We start from the raw sequence: 24,126 nt of genomic DNA, 5'->3' as shown, positions 1-24,126 counted from the left end.
CCACCGCGCCTTGCCGGATCGCCGCCCGGACTCCGCCTCGGCTCGACCGCCCTTATGAAACAGGCCCTACCTCAACAGGCGGCGTGGTCGGCGGCGGCGAGCAGGTTGCCCTCCGGGATGGCGATCCGGTTCCGGCCGCCGGCCAGGCGGGCGGCGGCCCGGCGCGCCTGGAGCGGACCGTGCTCACGGCGGGCGGCGGCGTAGCTGGCGGCGGTGCGGGCCGCGATGGTGGCCCACCCGTACCGTTCGCCGACCATGGTCCGGGCGCGTCGGGCCACCCGCCGGGCGAAGACCTCGTCGCCGAGCAGCCGGTCGACCGCGCCGGCGAGGGCGACCGGGTCGCTGTGCGGGAAGGTCACGCCGGTGACGCCGGGTTCGACGATCTCGGCGAGGCCGCCGGTACGGGCCACCGCGAGAGGCGCTCCGGCCGCCGCGGCCTCCAGGGCCACCATGCCGAACGGCTCGTAGAGGCTGGGTACGACGGTCGCGTCGGTGGCGCCGAGCACCGCCGGCAGTTGGGTGGCGTCGAGGAAGCCGGTGAAGCGCACGGTCGAGCCGAGCGCCAGTCGACGGGCCTCGGCCTCCAGTTCGGGGCGGTACGGGCCGTCGCCGGCGATCACCACGCGCAGCCCGGGGTGCCGCTCGCGCAGTCGGGGCACCGCGTGTACGAGATGCTGGACGCCCTTCTCGTAGACCAGCCGGCCGGCGTACCCGACCAGGGGGCCGTCCGCGGCGAACCGCGCGCGGGCCGACGCGACCGCGCGTGGTCGGGCCCGCCAGGCCCGGTCGTCGACCCCGTTGGGGACCACGTCGACCAGCCCGGCCGGTACGTCGAACAGCGCGCTGACCTGGTCCCGCATGTAACCCGAACAGGTGATCACCCGGGTGGAGGTGCCGCTGAGCCAGTGTTCGACGCCGTGGATGGTGCGGTTCATCTCCTCGGGCAGCCAGCCCTGGTGGCGGCCCGCCTCGGTGGCGTGGATGGTCGTGACCAGCGGCAGGTCGAGGTGCTCGGAGAGGGTGACCGCGGTGTGGGCGACGAGCCAGTCGTGGGCGTGGATGACGTCGTACGCGCCGGCCTGGGTGGCGCGTAGGGCGGTGCGGGTGAGGGTGTGGTTGAAGGCCATGGTCCAGGCGAGCAGGGAGCCGGTGGCCAGGGGGAAGGCGACGGGGTCTTCGGGGGCGCGCAGGATGTGCACGCCGTCGGCGTACTCCTCAAGGGGTGCGCCTTCGGCGTGGCGGGTGACGACGGTGACCTCGTGGCCGGCGGCGGCGAGGGCGACGGAGAGGGCGTGGACGTGGCGGCCGAGGCCGCCGACGAGCACCGGCGGGTACTCCCACGACAGCATCAGTACCCGTAGCTGGCGGGCGGGGTTGATGTCGATCACGTGGGCATCGGGTGACATGCGGCCCCCTTTGAGTTGTCCCCGGGCGCGCGCCGACCGACACCGGAGTCGGTGTCGCCGTCGCGTCTGGATCGGGGCCAATCCTGCCGGCGCCGAGATAACCAGCGGAGACACCGCCGTTGCGGTCATGTAAAGCGCTACTGGCTCTTTCGGCGCACCCGCAGCAACTCGGCCACCGACCACGCCTGGAACGGGCAGCCGGTCGCGGAGTGCGGCGCGACACCGTCAGCCGTCTCGCTTACCGATCCTAGCCCATATTCGGTCAGATGGGACTCAATGCCAATCAATACGTCATCGACCGACATCTTGCCCCGGCGGGCGGCGTCCACGTACGGCCCGAGCAGCCACGGCCAGACCGTGCCCTGGTGATACCCGCCGTCCCGCTCGGCCGGGCCGCCCCGATGGCGACCCACGAACTCGGGCGCGTCCTCCGTGAGGCTGCGCGGACCGAGCGGGGTGAGCAGCCCGGTCGCGATCCGGCGCAGCGTCGCCTCGTCCGGCTCCAGCGGCGCGAACGGCAACGACCAGGCCAGCAACTGGTTGGGGCGCAACGCGTCGTCGTCGTGCAGGGCGGCCCCACCCAGCGGGTACGCCGGCGCGGGCGCGTCCAGCACGTCGTGCAGCCACCCGGTCGGGGCCGGGAACCGCTCCCGGAACGAGGCGGTGGCCCGCCCGTGCAGCCGCCACAGCTCGCCCGCGTCCTGTCCGGCCAGCTCGGCCAACTCGGCGAGCCCGGCCAGCCCGTTGATCCACAACGCGTTCACCTCGACCGGCTTGCCCGTGCGCGGGGTGACCGGCACGCCGTAGACCCGGGCGTCCATCCAGGTCAGGGCGGTACCCGGGGCACCCTGGGTGAGCAGACCGTCGGCCTGGTCGACGGCGATCCCGTACCGCGTGCCGGCGACGTGCGCGTCGACGACCGTGCGCAGCGCGGGCAGCAACTCGTCGCCGAGATCGGTGTCGCCGGTGACCGTCACGTGCCGGCTCACCGCGTGCAGGAACCATAGCGTGCCGTCGACGGTGTTGTACTCCACCCGTCCGGTGTCGGCGGTGTTGGCGAGCATCCCCTCGGAGAGCGTCGCCGCGTACGCCCGCAGCAGCTCGCGCCCCTCGGAGGCCCGGCCCGTGCAGAGGAACAACCCCTCGTACGAGATCATCGTGTCCCGCGACCAGGCCCCGAACCACGGATAACCGGCCACCACGTCGACCGCGGCCTGCCGGGTGCCGACCACGAACGCGTCGGCGGCCAGCGCCAGCGTCGCGTCCACGTCGTCGGCCGGCTTCGCTGTCGCCACCACCTGCCGGTTGCGTCGCCGGGCCGTCGCCACGATCTCGTCGGCCGACGGCGGCTCCTCGTCCAGGCGACCCGCCCAGGCCCGCACCGACACCGTGTCACCGGGGCGTTCCAGCTCGCCGGAGAAGCGGCCCGCGTACCAGAGGTCCTCGTCCGGGTGCAGGCCCCGGACGGCCTCCTCGCGGTGGTGCACACCCAGCCACCACTGCCCCTCCGGCACCCAGCCGGGGCCGGCGAGGCGGTACGCGCCCTCGACCACCGCGCCGTCGGCGACCGCCTCGACCTGCGGCGTCGGCCCGTCGGCCCGCCGCTCGCCGTGCGCGTCCCGCCAGGTGCACGCGGCGGACAGCTCCAGCCGGACCGGACCACCGGCGACCAGCCGGTGCACGACCGCCACGCAGGAGCGGCCGGGCAGCATGGCCAGTTCCCGTTCGATCACCACCGCGCCGATGCGCCACCGCCACCGGGGGAGTCCGTCGACCAGCTCGAAGCGCTCCAGCAGCTCGAATCCGCGCGGGTCGACGTCGCCGGAGGACCACTCGTGCGCGCCGAGGCGTACCCGCGCCCCGGACGGCAGGGTGACCGCCGGGTCGAGGCTGACCAGTCCCACCTGGCGGGAGGCGGGAGTGTCACCCGGCACCACCAGCAGACCGTGGTAGCGGCGGGTCCGCAACCCGCCGACGGTGCCCATGGCGTACCCGCCGAGACCGTCGGGCACCAGCCACTCCCGGCTGGACGCGCTGGTCAGGTCCCCGCAGACCTGCGGACCGAAGTTAATGTCGATCAACTTTCCTCCACCGCCGTCGAGGTGTAACACGCCACGGCGAGAATGGCCGCTGTGGTCAAGTACCGCGGCGGCGTCGAAGATGTGCACGTGATCACTGACGGATCGTCCTCCGACGCCTCGCCACCCGACGCTGAGCGGCTCCGGCTCGCCCAGGCGGACTCGGGTGAGCAGGATTGGCGTGCATGGGGTCCCTATCTGTCCGAACGGGCGTGGGGGACGGTCCGGGAGGACTACAGCGAGCACGGTACGGCGTGGGACTACTTCCCACACGACCATGCGCGGTCCAGAGCCTACCGGTGGAATGAAGACGGGATGGCCGGCGTCTGCGACGACCGGCAGACGTTCGCGTTCGCGCTGGCGCTGTGGAACGGCAGGGACCCGATCCTCAAGGAGCGGATGTTCGGCCTGGGCGGTGACGGCGGCAACCACGGGGAGGACGCCAAGGAGTACTGGTGGTACCTCGACAGCACCCCGACGCACTCCTGGATGCGCTGGCGTTACCACTACCCGCAGGCCGCCTTCCCGTACGACGAACTCGTCGCGGTGAACGCGCTGCGCGGCCGGGACGACACCGAGTACGAGCTGGTGGACACCGGCATCTTCGACGACGACCGGTACTGGGCGGTGACCGTCGACTACGCCAAGGCGTCCCCGACCGACCTCTGCATGGTGATCACCGTGGCGAACCGGGGCGATGCGGCGGCGACCCTGCACGTGCTGCCCACCCTGTGGTTCCGCAACACCTGGGCCTGGGGGCTGCCCGGCGGTGACCGGATTCCCCGGCTGACCGGTGAGGGCACCCGGCTGGTCGGTGAGCACCGGGTGCTCGGCCAGCTGTTGCTGGAGGGCGACGGCGGGCCCGTTCCGCTGCTCTGCGACAACGACACCAACGCCGAGCGGTTGTGGGGCCTGCCGGGCCGCTCGCCGTACCCGAAGGACGGCATCAACGACCACGTCGTCAACGGCGCGCCCACGGTCAACCCGGCCCGCGAGGGCACCAAGGGCGCGCTGCACTACGTGCTCGACGTGCCGGCCGGCGGGCAGCGCCAGATCCGGCTGCGGCTGACCCGTACCGCCTCGCCCCCGGCCGCCGGCCCGCCGCCCCCGGCGGACCTGCGCGACGGCTTCGAGTCGGTGGTGTGGGCCCGGCGGGCCGAGGCGAACCGGTTCTTCGCCGGCGTGATCCCGGAGACCGCCACGGCCGACGAGGCGCTGGTGGCCCGGCAGGCCATCGCCGGGCTGATGTGGGGCAAGCAGTTCTATCACTTCGACGTCAAACGCTGGCTGGACGGCGACCCCGGGTCGACGCCGCCGGCCGGGCGTCGCCACGGGCGCAACAGCGCCTGGTGGCACATGACCAGCTTCGACGTCATCTCCATGCCCGACCCCTGGGAGTACCCCTGGTACGCGGCCTGGGACCTGGCCTTCCACTGCGTGAGCATCGCCCGGGTCGACCCGGGCTTCGCCAAGGAGCAGATCCTGCTCCTGCTGCGCGAGTGGTACCTGCACCCCAACGGGCAGATCCCGGCGTACGAGTGGGCGTTCGGCGACGTGAACCCGCCGGTGCACGCCTGGGCGGCGCTCAAGGTGTTCGAGATCGACGGCGGCAGGGACTTCGAGTTCCTGGGCCGGGTGATGCACAAGCTGCTGCTCAACTTCACCTGGTGGGTGAACCGCAAGGACACCGGCGGCAACAACGTCTTCGAGGGCGGCTTCCTCGGGCTGGACAACGTCGGGCCGTTCGACCGTTCGGCGGCGCTGCCCGTGGCCGGCGTGCTGGAGCAGTCCGACGGCACCGGCTGGATGGCCATGTACGCGCTCAACCTGCTCGACATGGCCATCGTGCTGGCCGAGCACGACCGCACCTGGGTGGACACCGCCACCAAGTTCTTCGAGCACTTCCTCTACATCGCCGCCGCCGCGTACGAGCAGGGGCTGTGGGACGACGAGGACGCGTTCTTCTACGACGTGCTGCGGCTCGCCGACGGCACGAAGGTGCCGCTGAAAGTCCGCTCGGTGGTCGGGCTGCTGCCGCTGGCCGCCACCACCCGGCTCACCGCCAAGACCCTGCACCACCTGCCGGAGCTGGGCGCGCGGCTGCGCTGGTTCCTCACCAACCGCCCCGAGTACGCCAAGGTGATCGGCACCCGACGGCTCGGCCCGGACGGCCGGCAGCAGCGGCTGCTCTCCATGGTCGGCCAGGAGCAGGTGGTCCGGCTGCTCGCCCGGATGCTCGACCCGGACGAGTTCCTCTCCGACTTCGGCCTTCGTACGCTGTCCCGCGCGCACCTGGACAAGCCGTTCTCGGTCACCCTGGGCGGGCAGGAGTTCTCCGTCGGGTACGAGCCGGCCGAGTCCACGAGCGGCCTGTTCGGCGGCAACTCGAACTGGCGTGGGCCGATCTGGATGCCGACGAACTTCCTGCTGGTCAGCGCGCTGCGCGACTACGCGGCGTTCTTCGGCGACGACCTCCAGGTGGAGTATCCGACGCGCTCGGGAGTGAAGCGTTCGCTGGACGAGATCGCCGACGACCTGTCGATGAGACTGATCTCGCTCTTCACCCAGGACGACTGGGGTCGGCGACCGATCTACGGCGCGGCGCGGCTGTTCCAGACCCACCCCGACTGGCGGGACCTGGTCGCCTTCCCGGAGTACTTCCACGGCGACAACGGCGCCGGCCTGGGCGCCTGGCACCAGACCGGCTGGACGGCCCTGGTCGCCGACCTGATCCTCACCCTGCGCCGCTGACCCGCCGGCCCCGCCCCGCCCCGCCGCCGCGCCGCAAGATCCGCGCAACTTCAGGGATGTTGCTGCATCACGGCGGCTGGAAGCAGCAACTTCCCCGAAGTTGCGACGATCTTGGCGTGCGGGCGTGCGGGCGTGCGGGCGTGCGGGCGTGCGGGCGTGCGGGCGTGCGGGCGTGCGGGCGTGCGGGTGTGCGGGTGTGCGGGCGGATGTGTGGGCGTGGTGTCAGGACCCGCTCCGGTGTTCAATGGCGCGTTATGGAGTGGACAGTGCCCATCGCCGTCGTGTTGTCGCTCGTGCTCGTGTTCCTGGTCGCCGGGGGTGGCCGTCGTTCCGACGCGGATCAGCTGGCTCGCCGGCTCGCCGTGGTCGAGCGCAAGCTGGATCTGATCATGGCGCACCTCGACATCCGCGAGCCGGAGATCGAGGCCCCCGGGGCGGTCCTGCAGGAGCTGCTCGCCGGCCGCAAGATCCAGGCCATCAAGGCGTACCGGGAGGCGACCGGTGTCGGTTTGCGGGAGGCCAAGGACGCCGTCGAGTTGCTCGCTCGGCAGCGCGGCCTGGGATGATTTTCAGCCCTCCTGGGCACCCGCCGCTGACTCCGACCCGTGCCACGCTGCGCCGTGAGCGCCGCTGCGCCGCAAGATCCGCACAACTTCAGTGATGCTGCTGCGTCACGACGGCCTGAGCCAGCAACATCACCGAGCTGGGCGGATCTTGGGAGGGGCGCGGCATGATCGTGCTCGATCCTTGTTGTAGTGGTGTCCTCGGCGCGGGAGGCCACTACATCCATGTTCGAGCACGATCATGCGGGTGCGGGTGCGGGTGCGGGTGCGGGTGCGGGTGCGGGTGCGGGTGCGGGTGCGGGTGCGGGTGCGGGTGCGCGGGTGCGGGCGCGGGCGCGGGCGCGGGCGCGGGTGCGGGCACGACCCGTCGGGCTACTCGTAGCCGACGTGGATGATCAACTGGCCGTTCCGGGGTTCGGCCACCACGTAGACGGACCCGGGGTCGAGCAGTTCGGGGGGCTCCGTCCGGTCCTCGGAGAGGCCCATCTCCTCAGCCAGTTCGGCCGGTGACTGGCCGGCCGCAGGTGCCACGGTCACCTGCCAGGAGCACCCGCCGGAGGCGCACGTCTCGCTCTCGTCGACGACGGTCGCCCCGGCGGGCACGTCCGGGATACGCCACTTCGGCGGCAGTGAACCCTCGTCGCCGAACGCCCACAGCGACGCGAACCACAGGCCCCAACCGCAGGCCAGCAGGCCCACGACGCCGAGCCCGGCCAGGAGAAGGCGTCGAGGCGGTGTCATCGGGCCAGGCTAGCGAGGCGTTGTGGAGATCCAGTGGAGGTCAGCCGGTGAAGGGCTCGAGGCCGAGCCGGCCCCAGGCCACGAAGGCGGCCAGGGCGAGGTGCACGGCGTTCACCGCGGTGAACCTCGCCTCCTGGTAGCGCAGGTGGGTGATCATCGCGCCGACCATCAGCAGCACCCAGCAGATGGCGGTGACCGGCACCAGGACCGGCGCGATGTCCAGCACGGCGGGCAGGATCAGGCCGGCGGCGGCCAGGAGTTCGAGCACCCCCAGGGTCCTGACGAAGCCGTCGCTGGCGTCCCCGGTCCATCCACCGCCGCGGTGCGCGGCCAGCTTCTTGCGGGGTACGAACGTCTTGGTGATGCCGCCGGTCAGAGCCACCGCGGCCAGCAGCCCGGCCGCGATCCACAGTGCGATGTTCATGAAAGTCCCTCCGTTCGGGGTCGACCACGAGACACCGCCGGCCCGGCGACTGTGACTCGCCACGGCGGGTGATGTGCCGCACAGCCCCGTGGTGTCACAGGTGACTGTCGACCGGTGTCGGATGGTGGTGGACCGACGTCGAGGACAGGAGTCGCGCATGGATCCCTTCGTGGACGCGTTCGTCACGCATCGGAACCTGCTCTTCACCGTGGCCTACGAGCTGCTCGGCTCGGCGGCCGACACTGAGGACGTACTCCAGGAGACCTGGCTGCGGTGGGCGGACGCCGACCACGCGGAGGTCCGGGACGCGCGCGCCTATCTGGTCCGGATCACCACCCGCCAGTCCCTCAACCGGCTGCGGACGATCGGCCGGCGCCGGGAGTCCTATGTCGGCTCCTGGTTGCCCGAGCCGCTGCTGACCACGCCCGACGTCGCCGAGGACGTCGAGCTGGCGGAGCACGTCTCGACGGCGATGCTGCTCGTGCTGGAGACGCTGAGTCCCACCGAACGGGCGGTGTTCGTCCTGCGGGAGGTGTTCGAGATGGACTACGACGAGATCGCCGCGACCGTGGCGAAGACCCCTGCCGCCGTCCGCCAGATCGCCCACCGGGCGCGGGCACACGTCGCCGCGCGCCGACCGCGCGGCCCGGTCTCGGCAGCCGAGACGCGGCGCGCGTTGGCGGCATTCCAGCGGGCGGTCGAGCTGGGCGACGTCCAGGGCCTGCTCGACATCCTGGCGCCCGATGTCGTCCTGCTGGGTGACGGCGGTGGCATCAAGCAGGCGGTGCTGCGGCCTGTCGTCGGCGCGGACAAGGTGGCCCGTCTGCTGGCCTCGCCGAAGGTGGAGGTCACCACGCTGTCGCTGCACCCGGCCGAGGTCAACGGGTGTCCGGCGCTGATCGTCCGGTTCGACGGCGAACTCGACACCGTCCTGACGGTGCGCGTCGACGACGGTCTCGTCAGTGGTCTGTACGCCGTCCGCAACCCCGAGAAGCTGTCGCACATGCGCCGGGCCACCGCGCTGCGCCGGTGAACGACGGCTCCGGTCAGAACGGTGGCCTGGCCATCTCGCGGGGCCGGCGCCGGGAGCGCCGGAAGTCCGCAACGGCGACGCCGAGCAGCACCAGGGTGGCGGCCGTGCCGGCGATGAGCGGTCGCAGCGGGAGGGTCGCCGGCACCAGCAGAGCCAGAGCGAGCAGGCCGGCTGTGCGGGAGCGGGAGATCCGGGTGAACACCTGGTACTCGAGGGCTGCCCGCCCGGCGAGGAAGAGCGCAGGACCACCGAGGATGGCGATGAGCCAGGTGGCCGGGAGATGCCCGAACGGCTCGGTGATGTAGAGCTCCATCCCCACACCGGTCAGCACGATCCCCGCGATCATCGCCAGGTGCGCGAAGGCCATCTGGGTGGCGAGCCGGGCGGCGTCGCCGGAGGCGCCGACGGCGGTGTCCAGCGTTCCGCCGGCCAGGTGGAAGTAGATCCGCCACAGCAGGACCGTCGTGGCAAGCGCGAGCACGAAGGCGGCCGTCTGCGCGGCGTGGAAGCTGCTGCCGCTGAACGCCAGTCCGATCACGAAGATGGCCTCGCCGAGCGCGATGAGCAGGAACTGCTGGTACCGCTCGGCCAGGTGTCCGGCCGCGATCGCCTGCACGCCGAGCCGTTGCGCGCCGAGTCGCGGCGTCGGCCAACCGCGGTACGACCCGATGTAGTCCACTCCGACGGCGACCGCCCAGAGCCAACCACGGACGTCGCCGTCGTTGACCAGCCCACCCACGATCCAGAACGGCGCGCTCAGGCCGAGCCAGAACACGATCCGGATGGACTGTTGCGGGTCGGGCCGGCCGTGACCGGCGATGTGGAAATAGACCACCCGTCCGACCTGGAGGGTCACCAGCGTGATGGCGAAGAGGGAGGCCCGTGCGCCGAATCCGTCGGGTACGGCGACCGCCATCGTCATCGCGCCCGCCATCGTGATGACGATGACGGCCTGGACGATCATCGCCTCCGGGTCGAGCCAACTGGTCGACCAGACGGTCAACGTCCAGACGGCCCAGAGTGCCAGGAACAGCACCAGCGCCTGACCGAGGCCGGCGAACACGCCCCGATGGCCCTCGGTGAAGTCGTCGATCAGCCGCAGCGAGATCCTGGTGAGGGCGAAGACGAAGACGAGATCGAGGAACAGCTCCAGGAAGGTGGCCCGCTCGCGGGTGCCCGCCTCGCGCAGCAGTCCGCCACCGGGCATCTCCCTCACCCGCCGACCGCCTCGGTGGGCGGACGCCGTCGAACGACCACGTGCCCTCCCGTCGCGGTGACCCCATCGGCGCTAACGACCGACAAGCGGGAACGGCAGCGCCCTGGTCGATCAGTCACCAATCCGTCATGAGGCGGATGCGGACAGTACGGCTCGTTAGGCTCGGCCGGTGTCCGTACCCGCCGAGGAGGCCATCGAACACGAGCGACGCCTGCTCATCGTCGCCGCCGCCCGCGAGCTGGCCGAAGCCGAGGGCTGGGTCGGCCTGAGCGTCCGTCGGGTCGCCGAACGGGCCGACATGGACCTCGGCGACCTGTACCGGCACTTCGCCGACCAGGAGGCGGTGCTGGCCGCGGTCGCGGTGCACGGCTTCGCCGATCTGGCCGCCGCGCTGACCGCGGCGCACGCCGACAACCCGTGCCCGGAACGGGCGTGGGCGGTGATGGCGACCGCGTACCTCGACTTCGCGTACGCCAATCCAGCTGTCTACGACGCGATGCTCGCGCTGACCCCGGACCTCGCCCTCGGCGCGGCCGGGGTGCCGGCGGCACCGCGAGCCGTCTTCGCCGCGCTGCGGGCCGCCCTTCTCCCGCTGGCCCAGGGCCGCGATCCGGACACGCTCGCCGAGGTGGGCTGGAGCCTGCTGCACGGCGTCGTCATGCTCACCCGAGGGGGTCGGCTGCGCCCTGAGGCGCAGGAGGAGCGGGAGGAGATGATCACCGAGCGGCTGCTCTGGTGGCCCTGCTCGACCGACGGAAACCCGGTGGGTGCCCGGGGCGCGATGCCCTAGAGTCGCGTCCGCACGATCATGATCGCGAGGGGGAGGCCGGCATGACCGCGGACACGGAGGCCCGCCGACGGGCACAGGTGCTGATCTTCGACGCGGACGACACGTTGTGGGAGAACAACGTCGTCTTCGAGCGGGTGATCGACGACTTCCTGGCCTGGATCGACCATCCCACCATGGACCGGGCGCAGATCCGGGCGATCCTCGACGACATCGAGCGGGCGAACGCGGTGGCTCACGGGTACGGCAGCAAGGTGTTCCTGCGCAGCCTCGGCGAGTGCCTGGAACGGCTGCGCGAACGGCCGGCCACCGACGCCGAGCGCCAGGAGATCGACCGGCTGGCCCTGGCGCTGGTCGAGCACCGGGTCGAGCTGATGCCCGGGGTGGCCGAGGCGCTCGACGCATTGGCCCAGCGGCACGACCTGCTGCTGCTGACCAAGGGTGACCGGGAGGAGCAGCAGCGCAAGCTGGACGCCTGCGGCCTGCTGCACCACTTCGGCGCCGCGCACATCGTCGCCGAGAAGAATGTCGACACGTACCGGTGGCTGGTCCGCGAGCACGGATTCGAGCCGGCCCGGGCGTGGATGATCGGCAACTCCCCGAAGTCGGACATCCTGCCGGCGCGGGCGGCCGGGCTGAACGCGGTGTTCATTCCGAACGAGAACACCTGGGTGTTGGAGGACGACGAGCTGGACCCGACCGACACCGGCGTGCTGCGGCTGGCCGCCTTCCGGGACCTGCTGGCGCACTTCTGACCTCGAACCCGAACAGCGTCGGCGATCATGGTCGCGTTACGCGGACCTGCCGCTTTTTGCCCTTGAGATCAGTCACGTTCCGGCCGGCCCGGCAACGCTTGTCCGGGCCGTCGCGATCGGCCTAGCCTGGGCCGGCGTTCGCGGCCTTTCGGGGTGTGCCGGGGACGCACCGGCGTCCGACAGGTGGGCACCGTGGAGCTGAGTGCAGGGCGGCCGGGCCTCCCCACCGAGCCGCGTGGCGTCGTGCCGCGCCCGCGCGCGCGGTGGCATGCCGGAGCTGTCCGCTCCCCTCGCCGGACGGCCGGGGGTCAGGACCGGGTAGTTGCGGACCCGGTCCTGACCCGGCGAACCGTTAGGCGCGGTGCCGACCGTCGCCCGCGTGGTGGCCGTCCGACTCACCAGCGCTGCCGCGGACGATCGAGATGGCCACCCGGCAGAACTCGTCCATGTCCGGGTTGAAGCCGGCCGCGATGTCGGGGTGCAACCCGGAGCGCGTCTCGTCCAACAGCCGCTGGCACACCTGCTCGACCGGCTCGCCGGCGTAGCTGGCGCGGACCCGGTCGGTGGCCGCCTGGAGAGCCGAGGTCAGCTGGTCCTCCAACGGGCCGCGCAGCTTCTGCTGCACAGGATCGAGCCCGCGCGGGTCGAGCGTGACATGTGGCTCCGACATCGGTGCTCCCTTCGTCGGCGTCCGCGATACCCCACCGCGGCCGTCGGTCAAACGCCGGTCGGCACGGCGGCGACCCGCACCTGGTAGGAGAATTCCTCCGCCGGCTCCTCGTGGTACGACAACCGGCGGATCTGCCGGTCGTCGTCGTAGAGGGCGACGTCCACCAGGACGCCGAGATGCGCCAGGCCGATGGTGGACACCCGCTTCTTGTCCTGGAGCACCGCGCAGACGCCGCCGAGCAGGGTGCTGGCGTCGGACGTGCGGTGCCCGGGCGGGCACCGCAGCACCACGTCCACCTCGATCGGCCCGGGCAACGGCGTCCAGCCGGTGCGCTGGGCCGCGCCGAGGGCGGCCTGAAGCAGGGCGCGGACCCTCGTCGCCTGCCGATGCCCGGCGGCGAAGATGGACAACGCTTCGGTCTTGACCGGTGGCAGGCCGCTCACCTCGAACGTCAGGGCGAGAGCGCGGGTGTCCTGCACGGCGGCACCTCCCTCATCGGGGACGATCCTGCCGAACCGGTGCAGTGGCTAAGGGGTGTTCCCGCGATAACCAACCGATCGGGCAGGCTGGGTCGGCCGGAGGCGAGTCGACGTCGGCGTCGATCGCGCTGGCTGCGGCGTTGGGGAAGACGCTAGTGCACACCGTCCGCGCTGGGTAGTCGGTCGTTCACCCGGTGGTCGACGGCGAAAAGGCACAGAACTCGTTGCCCTCCGGGTCGGCCAGCACCCACCACCGTGCCGTGTCGACCGGCTCGCGCAGCAGCGTCGCACCCGCCGCCAGGAGCGCGGTCGGCTCCGGGGCCGTCATCTCGACGTCCCAGTGCATCCGGTTCTTGACCGTCTTGGGTTCGTCGACCCCGTCGAACACCCACGCCTGCCAGGGGAAACCGGTGGCGCCGTGCAGCGACGAGGTGTTCGGCCCGGACCCGGTCGTGCCGCCCAGCAGGCCGGCCCACCAGGCCGCCTGCGCCGCCGGGTCGGTCGCGGCCACCACCAGCTCCACCGGGCCCGGCCGGACTCCGTCGGCGGCCGGGAGCACGCAGAACTGGTTGCCCTCCGGGTCGGCCAGCACCCACCGCTCGACGTCGCCGTCCGGCTCGCGCACCGAGCGCGCGCCGGCCGCGAGCAGCGCCGCCGGGTCCGCGTCGGAAAGGCGCAGATCCAGGTGTACGCGGGTAGCGCCGACCCGGGGCTCGGGAACCCCGTTCACCCAGATCGACTCGGCGTCGGAGCGCGCCGAACGGGGGTCGACCCTGGTGTCCCCGTCACCGGCGTCGGCCACGTCGGCGTCGAGCACCCGCGCCCAGAAGCCGCCCAGCGCGAGTGGGTCGGCGGCGTCCAGGCAGAGGTCCTTGAAACGTGCGATCACGGGTCCCAGCATGCCCGCTTTGGGGCGACCGTGGGGCAAGCGCGGTGTCGCCGCGCGGACCGAGCCGGGCACGACAGCTCCATGATCGACCGGGACCCTGGCCGCGATCTTGCACTTTCTGTGCCGGCATAGGCGGCATTCCAGGCTTTTCGACGACCGAAACTGCAAGATCGACCCGTCCGGGCGGTCCGGGCTTGTGAGGGGGTGGTTAGTGCTGCTTGGCGTAGCCGACGAACGCCTTCCAGGCCGTCGGGGTGACGTGCAGGGTGCCGCCGTCGCGGTCCTTGGTGTCGCGCACCAGCACGACGTGCGGCAGGTTGTCGGCGACCTCGACGCAGGAGCCGCCGTTGCCGCCGGACCGGGTCGACTTGCGCCACCGTGGGGTCAGGGTGTCCATACCTTGGCCACTTCCTTGATCAGCTCGATTGACGGCCGGCGGGGGAGTGCCTCGTTGCGGACGATCTCCCACGTCTTCGCCAGCTTAGCGACGTCGGTCGACGCGTCGACGAACTGCGCGGTGAGCTGGTTGTCCGCGTGGGCCACCCGTTCGCCGTCCGACATCTCGGCGATGATGAACTGACCGGCCAACCCCAGGTACATCCCGGCGTCCACCGGGACGACGTGCACCTGGATGTGCTCCTGGGTTGCCAGCTCCACCAGGTGCTCGCACTGCTCGAGCATGAGTCCCGGCTGGTCGAGCACCGGGCGGCGGAGCACCGCCTCATCCAGCACGGCGATGAGCTGCGGCGGGTGCGGTCGGTGCAGGATCGCCTGCCGCTCCAGCCGGGACGCGACGATCCGGTCGACGTCCTCGGCGTCGAACCGGCCGCCGGCCAGCGTGGCGCGGGCGTACCGCTCGGTCTGCAACAGGCCCGGCACGTACGCCAACTCGAACCAGCGCAGCGTGGTGGCCTCCCGCTCGAACTCGATCCATTCGCGCAGCCAGGCCGGCTCGGCGTCGAGCCGGCCCAACCGTTCCAGCATCCGCTGGAAGCGTTCACCGGTCCGGTGGTGGTTGTCGACGGCCCGCATGTACTCCTTCGTGGGCGGTCGCCCGCCCGTCTCGACGGAGCTGACGTGCGAGCCCGAGTAGCCGATGCCCCGGCCGAAGTCGTCCTGGCTGAGCCCGGTCTCCGCCCGGAGCAGGCGTAGTTCCTCCAGCACGTAGTCGGTCACTGTCCCCATCGACTCCCCAATCTCTGCCCAACCCGCTTCGGCGTGTCCTTCGTGGCTGCCCGCCCCGACCGCTGAGCTGCGCGGATGCCGCGAGCACGTATCGACCGTAGTCGGGACTTCGCAGACTGTCACCAATGGCGGGTCCGCTGGTGGCCGCAATGGCGGTGGCGGGCTCTGCCCCGGGGTCGCTCCCGTCCCCTTCGCGGGAGCGGCCCCTTTTCGAATCCCCGAGGAGGTCGATGTGCTGAGCCCGACAGACCGCCACGACGAAGCACGGTGGCGGTGATGGTGGTCCGTCCGCCCGTTCCGCACGTCGCCATGCGTCCGCTGTGGCGGTGCCGCAACTGTGGCCGGGAGTGGCCCTGCCAGCCGGCCAAGCTAGCCCTGCTGACGGAGTACCGGGCCAACCGGACCGGCTTGCTGATCTACCTCGGCACCCTGATGAACGAGGCGACCCAGCAGCTCACCCAACTCCACCCGGACCACCCGCCCGCCCGGATGACCGAGCGCTTCCTCTCCTGGGCACGGGCCCGGGGCTGAGCGCCCGCCCCACCCCGCCCGCTCCCGGTGATCAAGAGGTTGGCGTCAGGAAAGACGTCTTTCCTGACGCCAACCTCTTGATCAACAGGGCGGGGAGGGGGGCAGCCTGACGCGCAGTGTTGCCGGCAGGTTTCGCGGCGTGGTGGGTGGGGCAGTGTAGCCGCACGGAGTATCCGAGCGGGGCGTTTTCGCAGCTCCTGGGCTCGGAGCCAGCTCACCGTGCGCCGGGGCACGGATGCCCTCCCCGGTCTGTTGCGCAAGAGAGGGGGAGGCGATGACGGACCCCGCAACGGCCCGACACCGGCGTCACCCGGCGATCCGGGTTGGCGCGATGGCTGCCGCGTTGGCGCTGGTCGCGCCGCTCGCCGCCTGCGGCGCCGACGAGGGTGACGGTCCACCGACGCTCAACCTGTACTACCCGCCGGAGCAGAACCTGCAGAAGGTCGTCGACGACTGCAACCAGCAGGCCCAGGGGCGGTACAAGATCGTCTACCGGGTGCTGCCCCGGCAGGCCGACGACCAGCGGGTACAGATGGTGCGCCGGCTCGCCGCCGAGGACACCGGCATGGACATCCTCGGCCTGGACGTCACCTGGACCCAGGAGTTCGCCAGCGCCGACTGGATCCGCGAGTGGACCGGCCAGGACAAGGCCGAGGTCGAGCAGGGCACCCTCGCCGGGCCGCTGGAGACCGCACGGTACGAGGACAAGCTCTTCGCCGCGCCGAAGAACACCAACGTGCAGTTGCTCTGGTACCGCAAGGACCTGGTGCCCCAGCCGCCGACCACCTGGGACCAGATGATCAGCACGGCCCGGCAGCTCAAGGACCAGGGCAAGCCGTACCAGGTGCTCACCATGGGCGCGCAGTACGAGGGCCTGGTCGTCCTCTACAACACCCTGGCCGAGAGCGCGGGCGGGAAGGTCCTCTCCGACGACGGCAAGAAGGCCGTGATGGACGACGGTACGGTCCGGGCGCTGGAGCAGTTGCAGCGGTTCGCCACGTCGGGCGTGACCTCACCGTCCTTCAGCAACGCCACCGAGGACCCGGTCCGGTTGGAGTTCCAGTCCGGCGCCGGCGCGTTCCAGGTGAACTGGCCGTTCGTCTACCCGGCCCTACAGGAGGCCAACCCGGAGCTGGCAAAGCAGGTCGGCTGGGCCCGCGTGCCCGGCGTCGACGAGGGCACCCCCAGCAAGGTCACCATCGGCGGGGTGAACCTGGCCGTCAGCTCGTACTCGAAGCACCCAGAGCTGTCGTTCGAGGCCGCGCGGTGCCTGCGCAGCGCGGAGCACCAGAAGTTCTCCGCGATCAACGACGGTGTGCCACCGACCATCGAGGCCGTCTTCGACGAGCCGGAGATGACCGAGGCGTACCCGATGAAGGACACCATCCTCCAGGAGCTGAAGGACCCGGCGACCCGCCCGCTGACCCCGGCCTACCAGAGCATCTCCACCGTCATGTCGGCGATCCTGTCCCCGCCCTCCGGCATCCGCCCGCAGCAGACCGCCGACGAGCTGCGCAGTGCCATCGCCGACGCCCTGGAGTCGAAGGGGGTGCTGCCATGAGCGTCAACGCCACACCGGCCGGCGCGGACACCGTCGCCGAGGAGACCGCCACGCCGACCGTGCCGACCCAGCGCGGCGGCGGACAACGAAAGGCGCCGCTGAGCGAGAACAAGAAGGCCGAACGCCGGCTCGGCTGGCTGCTCTGCGCGCCCGCCGCGCTGGTCATGGTCGCGGTGACCGCGTACCCGATCATCTACTCGGTCTGGCTGTCGTTGCAGCGCTACGACCTGCGCTTCCCCGACCAGCGCGAGTTCGTCGGGCTGGAGAACTACGTCACCGTGCTCACCAACGAGTTCTGGTGGACGGCGTTCGGGGTGACCGCGTTGATCACGGTGGTCACCGTGGCCGTCGAGCTGGTGCTCGGCATGGGGCTGGCGCTGATCATGCACCGTACGCTGGTCGGGCGGGGCATCGTCCGGACCTCCGCGCTGATCCCGTACGGGATCGTCACGGTCGTCGCCGCCTTCTCCTGGCGGTACGCCTGGACGCCCGGCACCGGCTACCTGGCCGACCTGTTCAGCGACGGCGCACCGCTCACCGAGCGGGCCAGCTCGCTGGCGATCATCATGCTGGCCGAGATCTGGAAGACCACGCCGTTCATGGCGCTGCTGCTGATGGCCGGGCTGGCGCTGGTGCCGGACGACCTGCTCAAGGCCGCCTCCACCGACGGCGCGACGGCCTGGCAGAAGTTCACCAAGGTGATGCTGCCGGTGATGAAGCCGGCGATCCTGGTCGCGCTGCTGTTCCGCACCCTTGACGCGTTCCGGGTGTTCGACAACATCTTCGTCCTGACCGCCGGGGGCAACGAGACCTCGTCGGTGTCGATGCTCGCCTACAACAACCTGCTGCGGGGTCTCAACCTGGGCATCGGCTCCACGATGTCGGTGCTGATCTTCATCACGGTGGCGATCATCGCGTTCGTCTTCGTGAAGCTGTTCGGTACCGCTGCCCCCGGTAGCGACGACGGGGAGAGGCGCTGACATGGCTGTCGAAACCACCACCCGGGCGAAGCTGCGCTGGGGCCTGCTGGACGTCCTCGTGGTCGTCTTCGCGCTGGTCCCGGTGCTGTGGATCGCCTCGCTGTCGTTCAAGACGCCGGCCACCCTCACCGACGGGAAGTTCATCCCCCGGGAGTGGACGCTGGACAACTACCGGACGATCTTCGACACCGACCAGTTCGTCCGGGCGCTGATCAACTCCATCGGCATCGCGCTCATCGCCACCCTGATCGCGGTGGTCCTCGGCGCGATGGCCGCGTACGCGATCAGCCGGCTGGACTTTCCGGGCAAGCAGCTGCTGGTCGGCATCTCGTTGCTGATCGCGATGTTCCCGCAGGTGTCCCTGGTGTCGCCGTTGTTCGAGATCGAACGGCAGCTGGGGATCTTCGACACCTGGCCCGGGCTGATCCTGCCGTACATCACCTTCGCGCTGCCGCTGGCGATCTACACGCTGTCGGCGTTCTTCAAGCAGATCCCGTGGGACCTGGAGAAGGCCGCGAAGATGGACGGCGCCACGCAGGCACAGGCGTTCCGGCGGGTGATTGCCCCGCTGGCCGCGCCCGGCCTGTTCACCACGGCCATCCTGGTCTTCATCTTCTGCTGGAACGACTTCCTGTTCGCCATCTCGCTGACCTCCACCGAGCGGTCCCGCACGGTGCCGGCGGCGCTGTCGTTCTTCACCGGCGCGTCACAGTTCGAGGACCCCACCGGAGCGATCTGCGCCGCGGCCGTGGTGATCACCGTTCCGATCATCCTGTTCGTCCTCTTCTTCCAGCGCCGCATCGTGTCCGGCCTGACCTCCGGCGCAGTCAAGGGATAGGTGAGTAGTCATGGCTGACATCGTGCTCGACAAGGTGAGCAAGAGTTTCCCGGACGGGACGGTCGCCGTGCGGGACGTCGACCTGGAGATCGCCGACGGCGAGTTCGTGATCCTGGTCGGCCCCTCGGGCTGCGGAAAGTCCACCACCCTCAACATGATCGCCGGCCTGGAGGACATCAGCTCCGGCGAACTGCGTATCGGCGGCCAGCGGGTCAACGACAAGGCGCCCCGGGACCGGGACATCGCCATGGTGTTCCAGTCGTACGCGCTCTATCCGAACATGACCGTGCGGGAGAACATGGCGTTCCCGCTGCGGCTGGCGAAGCTGGACAAGGAGACGATCAACTCCAAGGTCGACGAGGCCGCCAAGGTGCTGGAGCTGACCGCGCTGCTGGACCGCAAACCCGCGAACCTCTCCGGTGGTCAGCGGCAGCGGGTGGCGATGGGTCGGGCGATCGTCCGCCAGCCGAAGGCGTTCCTCATGGACGAACCGCTGTCCAACCTCGACGCGAAGCTGCGCGTGCAGATGCGTACGGTGGTGTCCCGGTTGCAGAAGCAGCTCGGCACCACCACCGTGTACGTCACGCACGACCAGACCGAGGCGATGACCCTCGGAGACCGCGTGGTGATCATGCGGGGTGGCGCGGTGCAGCAGGTCGGCCCGCCGCAGGAGTTGTACGACCACCCGCGCAACCTCTTCGTGGCCGGTTTCATCGGCTCACCGTCGATGAACTTCCTGCACGCCGCCGTGCAGGAGGGCAGCCTCCGTACCGCTTTGGGTGAGATCCCGCTCGGCGACCGGCTGCGTCGGGAGTTGGAGGGCGCCGACGCGCCCCGCGAACTGATCCTCGGCATCCGGCCCGAGCATTTCGAGGACGCCGAACTTGTCGACGACGACACCCGCCGCCGGGGCCTGGAGTTCGAGGCGCCGGTGGAGATCGTCGAGTCGATGGGCTCGGACAAGTACGTCTACTTCACCGTGGAGGGTGAGCGGGCCACCGCCGCCGAGCTGGAGGAGTTGGCCGCGGACGCGGGTGCGGGCGACTTCGCCGGCGCGGGCGGCAACCTGGTCACCCGGCTCTCCGCTGAGTCCGGCGCCACCGAAGGCGGTTCCCGCCGAGTCTGGGCCAACCTGGAGAAGATCCACCTCTTCGACCCGTCCACCGGCCGCAACCTGACCCTGCACGAGGGACGCTCCGCCAACGCCCTAACCAACTAAACCCCACCCCACCCCACCCACCCCACCCCACCCCACCCGCGCTCCCGCTCCCGCTCTCGTCGATCTTGCACTTTGTGTCGTTGACTTGGGAGGGAACAACCGTTATGTCGCCGCAGAAAGTGCAAGATCGCGGGGATGGGGTGGGGTGCGGGGAGGAGGGTGGCGTGGCAGGGTGGTTGTAGGGCGCGGTGTCGGCCTGGGGCGGGGGACTGATGGATCGGGGACTTGTCGCGCTGGCCACGGCGCACGGGGTGTCCACCTGGTACGAGGACTGGCGGCACCGCCGCGTCGAGGTCGCCCCGGAGACCGTCGTGGGTGTGCTCGGCCTGCTTGGTGTGGACGCCACCAGCCCCGCCGCGATCGCCGACGCGCTCGCCGCCGCCCGGGCGGTGGACCGCACCGCGCTGCCGCCGACCGTGGTGCTCACCGAGGGCAGGACCCGGGCGCTGCCCGGCCCGGGCGTGGTGTCCCTGGAGGACGGCGGTCGCCGGGCGGTCGACGGCGAGCTGCCCGGGGACCTGCCGCTGGGCTGGCACCACCTGACCTGCGACGGGCGGGAGGTGATCCTCGTCGTGGTACCCCGGCGGCTGCCGGCGCCCCCACGCACCTGGGGCTGGATGCTCCAGCTCTACTCCCTCACCTCGGCGCGGTCCTGGGGCATGGGTGACCTCGGTGACCTCGCCGAGTTCACCGGCTGGGCAGGTACGACCGGCGCCGGGTTGGTGCTGCTCAACCCGCTGCACGCGGTCGGGCCGGCGCACCCGGTGGCCGCGTCGCCGTACTCGCCGGCCAGCCGGCGCTTCGTGAATCCGCTCTACCTGCGGGTCGGCGACACCGGCGCGTACGCGGCGGCGGACCCGGCGACCCGGGCGGTGGTCGACGCGCTGCGTCCGGACCGCGGTGACCTGATCGACTACGACGAGGTGTGGACCGCCAAACGGCACGCGTTGGAGTTGCTGCACCCGTACGCCCCGCCGGTGGACCTCGACGCGGACCCGGCGCTGCGCAACTTCGCCACCTGGTGCGCGCTGGCCGAGCGGCACGGCAACGACTGGCGGGCGTGGCCGGCGGAACTGCACCACCCGGACGCCCCGGCGGTCGCCGAGCAGGCCGGCCAGCTCGCCGATCGGGTGGCGTTCCACGCCTGGCTGCAACACCTGTGTGACGAGCAGCTCGACGCCGTGACGGCGGCGGCCCGGTCGACGGGCATGCCGGTCGGCGTGGTGCACGACCTGGCCGTCGGCATCGACCCGGGCGGCGCGGACGGCTGGCAGCTCGCCGACGTGCTGGCCCAGGGGGTACGGGTCGGCGCGCCGCCGGACGATTTCAACCAGCTCGGCCAGGACTGGGGGCTCGCCGCGTGGCGACCGGACCGGCTCGCCGAGACCGGGTACGCGGCGTACCGGGACATGCTGCGCCGGACCCTGCGGCACGCGGGCGGCCTGCGCGTCGACCACGTCGCCGGCCTGTGGCGACTGTGGTGGGTGCCGCCGGGCGCCGGGGCCGCCGAGGGCACCTACGTGCGGTACGACGCCGACGCGATGCTCGGCATCCTGGCGCTGGAGGCGCACCGGGCCGGCGCGGTGGTCGTCGGCGAGGACCTGGGCACCGTCCAGCCCGCCGTGACGCGGGGACTGCGCGGACGCAACATGCTCGGCTCGACGGTGCTGTGGTTCGCCCGGGACGACGACGGCGCGTTCACCCCGCCGGCCCGCTGGCCCCGCAACGCCCTCGCCACGATCTCCACCCACGACCTGCCGACCGCCCCGGGATTCCTGACCGGCGAGCACGTGCGGGTACGCGACGAGTTGAAGCTGCTCGGCACCGACGTGGCCGTCGAGCGGGCCCGGGCCGCCGCCGACCGTGAACGGCTGCTGGCCATGCTGCGCGCTGAGTCGTTGCTGCCCAGGTCGCGGGACGCCGCAACCGAGGCCGGCGGCCCGCCGGACGCCGCAGGCAAGGCCGCCGGCCGGCCGGACGCTGCAACGAAGGCCGGCGGAGAGCCGGACGACGGTGACGTGGTGGTGGCGATGCACGCGGCGCTCGCGGCCAGCCCGTCCCGTCTGCTCGGCGTGTCCCTCTACGACGTGCTGGGGGAGGTGCGCCAACCCAACATGCCGGGCACGGTCGACGAGTACCCGAACTGGCGGCTGCCGTTGCCGGCCAGCGTGGCGCAGATCCGCACCGACCCGGGGGTGACCCGGATCGTCGACCTGCTCACCGCCGCCCGTCCCCGACGGGCCACCGCCGCCCCCGCCGGCACGACGGCCACCGCCGCCCCCGGCGACATGCTGGCCGACGCCGACCCGGCCGGCCAGCGGGCCACCCCCGACGCCGGCCGGGCCTGACCGGAGTCAGGACGACCAGTCGAACCGTGGTGGCAGCCCGAGGAAGTCGGCGTACCGGGTCAGCGCCTGCTCGACGTCGGCCCGCTCGCCCGTGGTCATCGGCGTCAGCGGCCGTACCGCCAGGGTGACGGCCTGCCGACCGATCTTGCGTTTCCACACGCCCACCACCCGGCCGGCGCGGACCACGGTGGCCTGGAAGATGCCGTTGTTGCCCGGCACCACGGCCGCCCGGTGCGCGGGGTCAAGCATCAGGGCGCGGTCCCGGTAGCCGAGGAGGTACTCGTCGAAGCCCGGCAACGCCAGCACCCCGGCCGCCGGGGTGGGCGCGGCGTCGACAAGCGTCGCGTCCACGTACATCGGCTCGCCGTCGACGCGTACCGTGCGCAGCAGGTCGCCGGCGGCGGTCAGACCGCGCCGCGCGTCGGTCAGGGTGAGGCCGCTCCACCCGGCGAACTCGCGGTCGGTGACCGGCCCGTGGCCCCGGACGTAGCGATGGGCGAGCAGCGCCAATGCCTCGTCCCGCTCCGGGCGGCGTTGCTCCGGCGCCCACTCGTCGAGCAGGGCGAACGTCTGCTCGGTGCCGACGGTGGGCGCCACGCAGGTCACCCCGCGCACGCTCGCGTACCAGAGCAGGTGGTAGCCGCGCTGGCCGTCGGTGCCGAGGCCCGCCTCGCGCAGGGTGGCGAGGCACTGCGCCCGGGTGAGCCGGCCGCCACCGGCCAACGCCGCCCCCAGCACGTCCACCGCCCGGTCGGCGTCGGCCTCGCTGAGGCCGAGCTGCGCCCGGCGGCTCGCCACGCCGGCCAGCGAACGGACGCCGGTCAGCTCGAGCATCCACCGCACGTCGGCAGGGGGTACGAGGTGCACGGTGCCCCGCATCGGCCAGGTGCGCAGCGCCTCGCGGCGTTCCAGCGCGGCCTGCACGTCGGTCACCGTGCGCCCCGGCAGCCGGGCGCCCAGCGACCACAGCCCGCTCGCCAGATCCTGTGCCTGCATCGCCCCGAACCACTCGACCACCTCGGCGACGGTGCCGGGTCGGACGGGCGGGCGCAGCAGCAGGCTGGTCATCCGCAGTGCCAGCGCTCCGGTCGCGCCGAGGTCGGCAGGCATCGCACCCCTTCCGGTCGTCCCGGCGCAGCCTAGGCGACACCACCGACACGCACGGTTAACCGGTGCGGCGGTGGGAATGCGCCCGGCCGGAAGCACGCGCGCCGCGCGTACGGAAGGGAGTCCCATGACTGCCGCAAGCGAACCGGCCCGTGGTGCCGGCGTACCGGCCGATTCTCGGGCCCGTCGGGCGTCCACCGGGGCCAAGACCAGCGCGGCCGCCACCTTCGCGCTGGTCTTCGGTGTGGCCGGACTGATCAGCGTGTTGACGGCCATCCTCGCCTGGGTCGGGCTGGTACTCGGCATCATCGGCGTTGTCCTGGGCATCGTCGGGCTGAAGATGGCCCGCCGGCCGGGTGTGACCGGCCGGGGCGTGGCCATCGGCGGCCTGGTGCTGAGCATCCTGGCGGTCCTGATCGGTCTGGGACTCGCCGCGGGCATCACCACGTTCGTAAACAACAAGGGCGCGGTGGACCGCCTCCAGAACCAGGTCGACGACCTTCGGGACAAGCTCGACTGACCTCGGTCCGGCGGGGGGGGGGGCAAGGGGGGTGCTTGTCCCCCC

23 protein-coding genes are annotated in these 24,126 nt (G+C 71.6%); 12 read left to right on the top strand and 11 right to left on the bottom strand.

Annotated elements, in window-relative coordinates:
• Positions 1–71: 71 nt before the first annotated feature.
• Complete coding sequence (locus AC3EN4_RS31195) at positions 72–1,406, bottom strand: glycosyltransferase family 4 protein (RefSeq protein ID WP_422735806.1); 1,335 nt, start codon at positions 1,404–1,406, stop codon at positions 72–74.
• Positions 1,407–1,543: 137 nt separating this feature from the next.
• Positions 1,544–3,487 carry an amylo-alpha-1,6-glucosidase gene (locus AC3EN4_RS31190; RefSeq protein ID WP_435210069.1) on the bottom strand — a complete coding sequence of 648 codons (1,944 nt, stop codon included), beginning with the start codon at positions 3,485–3,487 and terminating at the stop codon, positions 1,544–1,546.
• A gap of 42 nt (positions 3,488–3,529) precedes the next feature.
• On the opposite strand from AC3EN4_RS31190, the gene AC3EN4_RS31185 reads away from it, so the two are divergent.
• Complete coding sequence (locus AC3EN4_RS31185) at positions 3,530–6,235, top strand: MGH1-like glycoside hydrolase domain-containing protein (protein WP_435210068.1); 2,706 nt, start codon at positions 3,530–3,532, stop codon at positions 6,233–6,235.
• Between the two features lie 266 nt (positions 6,236–6,501).
• A complete protein-coding gene (locus AC3EN4_RS31180; RefSeq protein WP_435210066.1) occupies positions 6,502–6,801 on the top strand; it encodes a ribosomal protein L7/L12 in 300 nt (99 codons plus the stop codon).
• A 369-nt stretch (positions 6,802–7,170) separates the two neighbouring features.
• On the opposite strand, the gene AC3EN4_RS31175 is transcribed toward AC3EN4_RS31180, so the two are convergent.
• Positions 7,171–7,539 carry a hypothetical protein gene (locus AC3EN4_RS31175; protein WP_435210065.1) on the bottom strand — a complete coding sequence of 123 codons (369 nt, stop codon included), beginning with the start codon at positions 7,537–7,539 and terminating at the stop codon, positions 7,171–7,173.
• Between the two features lie 40 nt (positions 7,540–7,579).
• Positions 7,580–7,963 carry a DoxX family protein gene (locus tag AC3EN4_RS31170; protein ID WP_435210063.1) on the bottom strand — a complete coding sequence of 128 codons (384 nt, stop codon included), beginning with the start codon at positions 7,961–7,963 and terminating at the stop codon, positions 7,580–7,582.
• Positions 7,964–8,120: 157 nt separating this feature from the next.
• On the opposite strand from AC3EN4_RS31170, the gene AC3EN4_RS31165 reads away from it, so the two are divergent.
• Positions 8,121–8,996, top strand: a complete 876-nt coding sequence (locus AC3EN4_RS31165) for an RNA polymerase sigma-70 factor (RefSeq protein ID WP_435210061.1) — start codon at positions 8,121–8,123, stop codon at positions 8,994–8,996.
• A 13-nt stretch (positions 8,997–9,009) separates the two neighbouring features.
• On the opposite strand, the gene AC3EN4_RS31160 is transcribed toward AC3EN4_RS31165, so the two are convergent.
• The gene (locus AC3EN4_RS31160) at positions 9,010–10,203 is read right to left on the bottom strand and encodes a low temperature requirement protein A (protein ID WP_435210060.1); all 1,194 of its coding nucleotides are present in this window, start codon (positions 10,201–10,203) and stop codon (positions 9,010–9,012) included.
• A 178-nt stretch (positions 10,204–10,381) separates the two neighbouring features.
• On the opposite strand from AC3EN4_RS31160, the gene AC3EN4_RS31155 reads away from it, so the two are divergent.
• Positions 10,382–11,002, top strand: a complete 621-nt coding sequence (locus AC3EN4_RS31155; RefSeq protein WP_435210058.1) for a TetR/AcrR family transcriptional regulator — start codon at positions 10,382–10,384, stop codon at positions 11,000–11,002.
• A gap of 41 nt (positions 11,003–11,043) precedes the next feature.
• Complete coding sequence (locus AC3EN4_RS31150) at positions 11,044–11,754, top strand: HAD family hydrolase (protein WP_435210056.1); 711 nt, start codon at positions 11,044–11,046, stop codon at positions 11,752–11,754.
• 352 nt (positions 11,755–12,106) lie between these two features.
• Here AC3EN4_RS31150 and AC3EN4_RS31145 read toward each other — a convergent pair whose 3' ends face one another.
• The 5 genes from AC3EN4_RS31145 to AC3EN4_RS31125 form a co-directional block, all read right to left on the bottom strand.
• Positions 12,107–12,424 (bottom strand): hypothetical protein, encoded by a 318-nt coding sequence (locus AC3EN4_RS31145; RefSeq protein ID WP_435210055.1) that lies wholly within the window; start codon positions 12,422–12,424, stop codon positions 12,107–12,109.
• 47 nt (positions 12,425–12,471) lie between these two features.
• Positions 12,472–12,903 carry a RusA family crossover junction endodeoxyribonuclease gene (locus tag AC3EN4_RS31140; RefSeq protein WP_422735796.1) on the bottom strand — a complete coding sequence of 144 codons (432 nt, stop codon included), beginning with the start codon at positions 12,901–12,903 and terminating at the stop codon, positions 12,472–12,474.
• A 187-nt stretch (positions 12,904–13,090) separates the two neighbouring features.
• Positions 13,091–13,792, bottom strand: coding sequence for a VOC family protein (locus AC3EN4_RS31135; RefSeq protein WP_435210053.1), 702 nt, complete (start codon positions 13,790–13,792; stop codon positions 13,091–13,093).
• Positions 13,793–14,000: 208 nt separating this feature from the next.
• Positions 14,001–14,189, bottom strand: coding sequence for a DUF397 domain-containing protein (locus AC3EN4_RS31130; RefSeq protein WP_435210051.1), 189 nt, complete (start codon positions 14,187–14,189; stop codon positions 14,001–14,003).
• The gene (locus AC3EN4_RS31125) at positions 14,177–14,977 is read right to left on the bottom strand and encodes a helix-turn-helix domain-containing protein (protein ID WP_435210050.1); all 801 of its coding nucleotides are present in this window, start codon (positions 14,975–14,977) and stop codon (positions 14,177–14,179) included. Before AC3EN4_RS31125 ends, AC3EN4_RS31130 begins: the two co-directional genes overlap by 13 nt.
• Before the next feature lie 276 nt (positions 14,978–15,253).
• Between AC3EN4_RS31125 and AC3EN4_RS31120 the strand changes: the two genes are divergently transcribed.
• The 6 genes from AC3EN4_RS31120 (at position 15,254) to malQ (ending at position 22,454) form a co-directional block, all read left to right on the top strand.
• Positions 15,254–15,508: a flavin reductase gene (locus tag AC3EN4_RS31120; protein ID WP_435210048.1), complete on the top strand. Its 255-nt coding sequence runs from the start codon at positions 15,254–15,256 to the stop codon at positions 15,506–15,508.
• Positions 15,509–15,782: 274 nt separating this feature from the next.
• On the top strand, positions 15,783–17,069 hold the full coding sequence (locus AC3EN4_RS31115; protein WP_435210046.1) for an ABC transporter substrate-binding protein: 1,287 nt from the start codon (positions 15,783–15,785) through the stop codon (positions 17,067–17,069).
• On the top strand, positions 17,066–18,049 hold the full coding sequence (locus tag AC3EN4_RS31110; RefSeq protein ID WP_435210044.1) for a carbohydrate ABC transporter permease: 984 nt from the start codon (positions 17,066–17,068) through the stop codon (positions 18,047–18,049). Before AC3EN4_RS31115 ends, AC3EN4_RS31110 begins: the two co-directional genes overlap by 4 nt.
• A 1-nt stretch (position 18,050) precedes the next feature.
• Positions 18,051–18,887 carry a carbohydrate ABC transporter permease gene (locus AC3EN4_RS31105; RefSeq protein WP_435210042.1) on the top strand — a complete coding sequence of 279 codons (837 nt, stop codon included), beginning with the start codon at positions 18,051–18,053 and terminating at the stop codon, positions 18,885–18,887.
• A 10-nt stretch (positions 18,888–18,897) separates the two neighbouring features.
• Entirely contained in the window at positions 18,898–20,106 is a 1,209-nt protein-coding gene (locus AC3EN4_RS31100) for an ABC transporter ATP-binding protein (protein ID WP_435210040.1), read from the top strand.
• A 212-nt stretch (positions 20,107–20,318) separates the two neighbouring features.
• A complete protein-coding gene (gene malQ, locus AC3EN4_RS31095; protein WP_435210039.1) occupies positions 20,319–22,454 on the top strand; it encodes a 4-alpha-glucanotransferase in 2,136 nt (711 codons plus the stop codon).
• 6 nt (positions 22,455–22,460) lie between these two features.
• On the opposite strand, the gene AC3EN4_RS31090 is transcribed toward malQ, so the two are convergent.
• On the bottom strand, positions 22,461–23,564 hold the full coding sequence (locus tag AC3EN4_RS31090; RefSeq protein WP_435210037.1) for a winged helix DNA-binding domain-containing protein: 1,104 nt from the start codon (positions 23,562–23,564) through the stop codon (positions 22,461–22,463).
• Positions 23,565–23,688: 124 nt separating this feature from the next.
• Here AC3EN4_RS31090 and AC3EN4_RS31085 point away from each other — a divergent pair, with 124 nt between their 5' ends.
• Positions 23,689–24,081 (top strand): DUF4190 domain-containing protein, encoded by a 393-nt coding sequence (locus AC3EN4_RS31085; protein WP_435210036.1) that lies wholly within the window; start codon positions 23,689–23,691, stop codon positions 24,079–24,081.
• Positions 24,082–24,126: the final 45 nt, after the last annotated feature.

It is taken from the genome of Micromonospora sp. bgisy143, assembly GCF_057708145.1.
This window is presented reverse-complemented; position numbering and strand designations above follow the sequence as displayed.

Excerpts from the sequence above, each read along its gene's own strand:
- AC3EN4_RS31195 (WP_422735806.1), bottom strand. The coding sequence starts at position 1,406 with ATGTCACCCGATGCCCACGTGATCGACATCAACCCCGCCCGCCAGCTA.
- AC3EN4_RS31185 (WP_435210068.1), top strand. The coding sequence starts at position 3,530 with ATGGCCGCTGTGGTCAAGTACCGCGGCGGCGTCGAAGATGTGCACGTG.
- AC3EN4_RS31175 (WP_435210065.1), bottom strand. The coding sequence starts at position 7,539 with ATGACACCGCCTCGACGCCTTCTCCTGGCCGGGCTCGGCGTCGTGGGC.
- AC3EN4_RS31170 (WP_435210063.1), bottom strand. The coding sequence starts at position 7,963 with ATGAACATCGCACTGTGGATCGCGGCCGGGCTGCTGGCCGCGGTGGCT.
- AC3EN4_RS31165 (WP_435210061.1), top strand. The coding sequence starts at position 8,121 with ATGGATCCCTTCGTGGACGCGTTCGTCACGCATCGGAACCTGCTCTTC.
- AC3EN4_RS31160 (WP_435210060.1), bottom strand. The coding sequence starts at position 10,203 with ATGCCCGGTGGCGGACTGCTGCGCGAGGCGGGCACCCGCGAGCGGGCC.
- AC3EN4_RS31150 (WP_435210056.1), top strand. The coding sequence starts at position 11,044 with ATGACCGCGGACACGGAGGCCCGCCGACGGGCACAGGTGCTGATCTTC.
- AC3EN4_RS31145 (WP_435210055.1), bottom strand. The coding sequence starts at position 12,424 with ATGTCGGAGCCACATGTCACGCTCGACCCGCGCGGGCTCGATCCTGTG.
- AC3EN4_RS31130 (WP_435210051.1), bottom strand. The coding sequence starts at position 14,189 with ATGGACACCCTGACCCCACGGTGGCGCAAGTCGACCCGGTCCGGCGGC.
- AC3EN4_RS31125 (WP_435210050.1), bottom strand. The coding sequence starts at position 14,977 with ATGGGGACAGTGACCGACTACGTGCTGGAGGAACTACGCCTGCTCCGG.
- AC3EN4_RS31120 (WP_435210048.1), top strand. The coding sequence starts at position 15,254 with ATGGTGGTCCGTCCGCCCGTTCCGCACGTCGCCATGCGTCCGCTGTGG.
- AC3EN4_RS31115 (WP_435210046.1), top strand. The coding sequence starts at position 15,783 with ATGACGGACCCCGCAACGGCCCGACACCGGCGTCACCCGGCGATCCGG.
- AC3EN4_RS31110 (WP_435210044.1), top strand. The coding sequence starts at position 17,066 with ATGAGCGTCAACGCCACACCGGCCGGCGCGGACACCGTCGCCGAGGAG.
- AC3EN4_RS31105 (WP_435210042.1), top strand. The coding sequence starts at position 18,051 with ATGGCTGTCGAAACCACCACCCGGGCGAAGCTGCGCTGGGGCCTGCTG.
- AC3EN4_RS31100 (WP_435210040.1), top strand. The coding sequence starts at position 18,898 with ATGGCTGACATCGTGCTCGACAAGGTGAGCAAGAGTTTCCCGGACGGG.
- malQ (WP_435210039.1), top strand. The coding sequence starts at position 20,319 with ATGGATCGGGGACTTGTCGCGCTGGCCACGGCGCACGGGGTGTCCACC.
- AC3EN4_RS31090 (WP_435210037.1), bottom strand. The coding sequence starts at position 23,564 with ATGCCTGCCGACCTCGGCGCGACCGGAGCGCTGGCACTGCGGATGACC.
- AC3EN4_RS31085 (WP_435210036.1), top strand. The coding sequence starts at position 23,689 with ATGACTGCCGCAAGCGAACCGGCCCGTGGTGCCGGCGTACCGGCCGAT.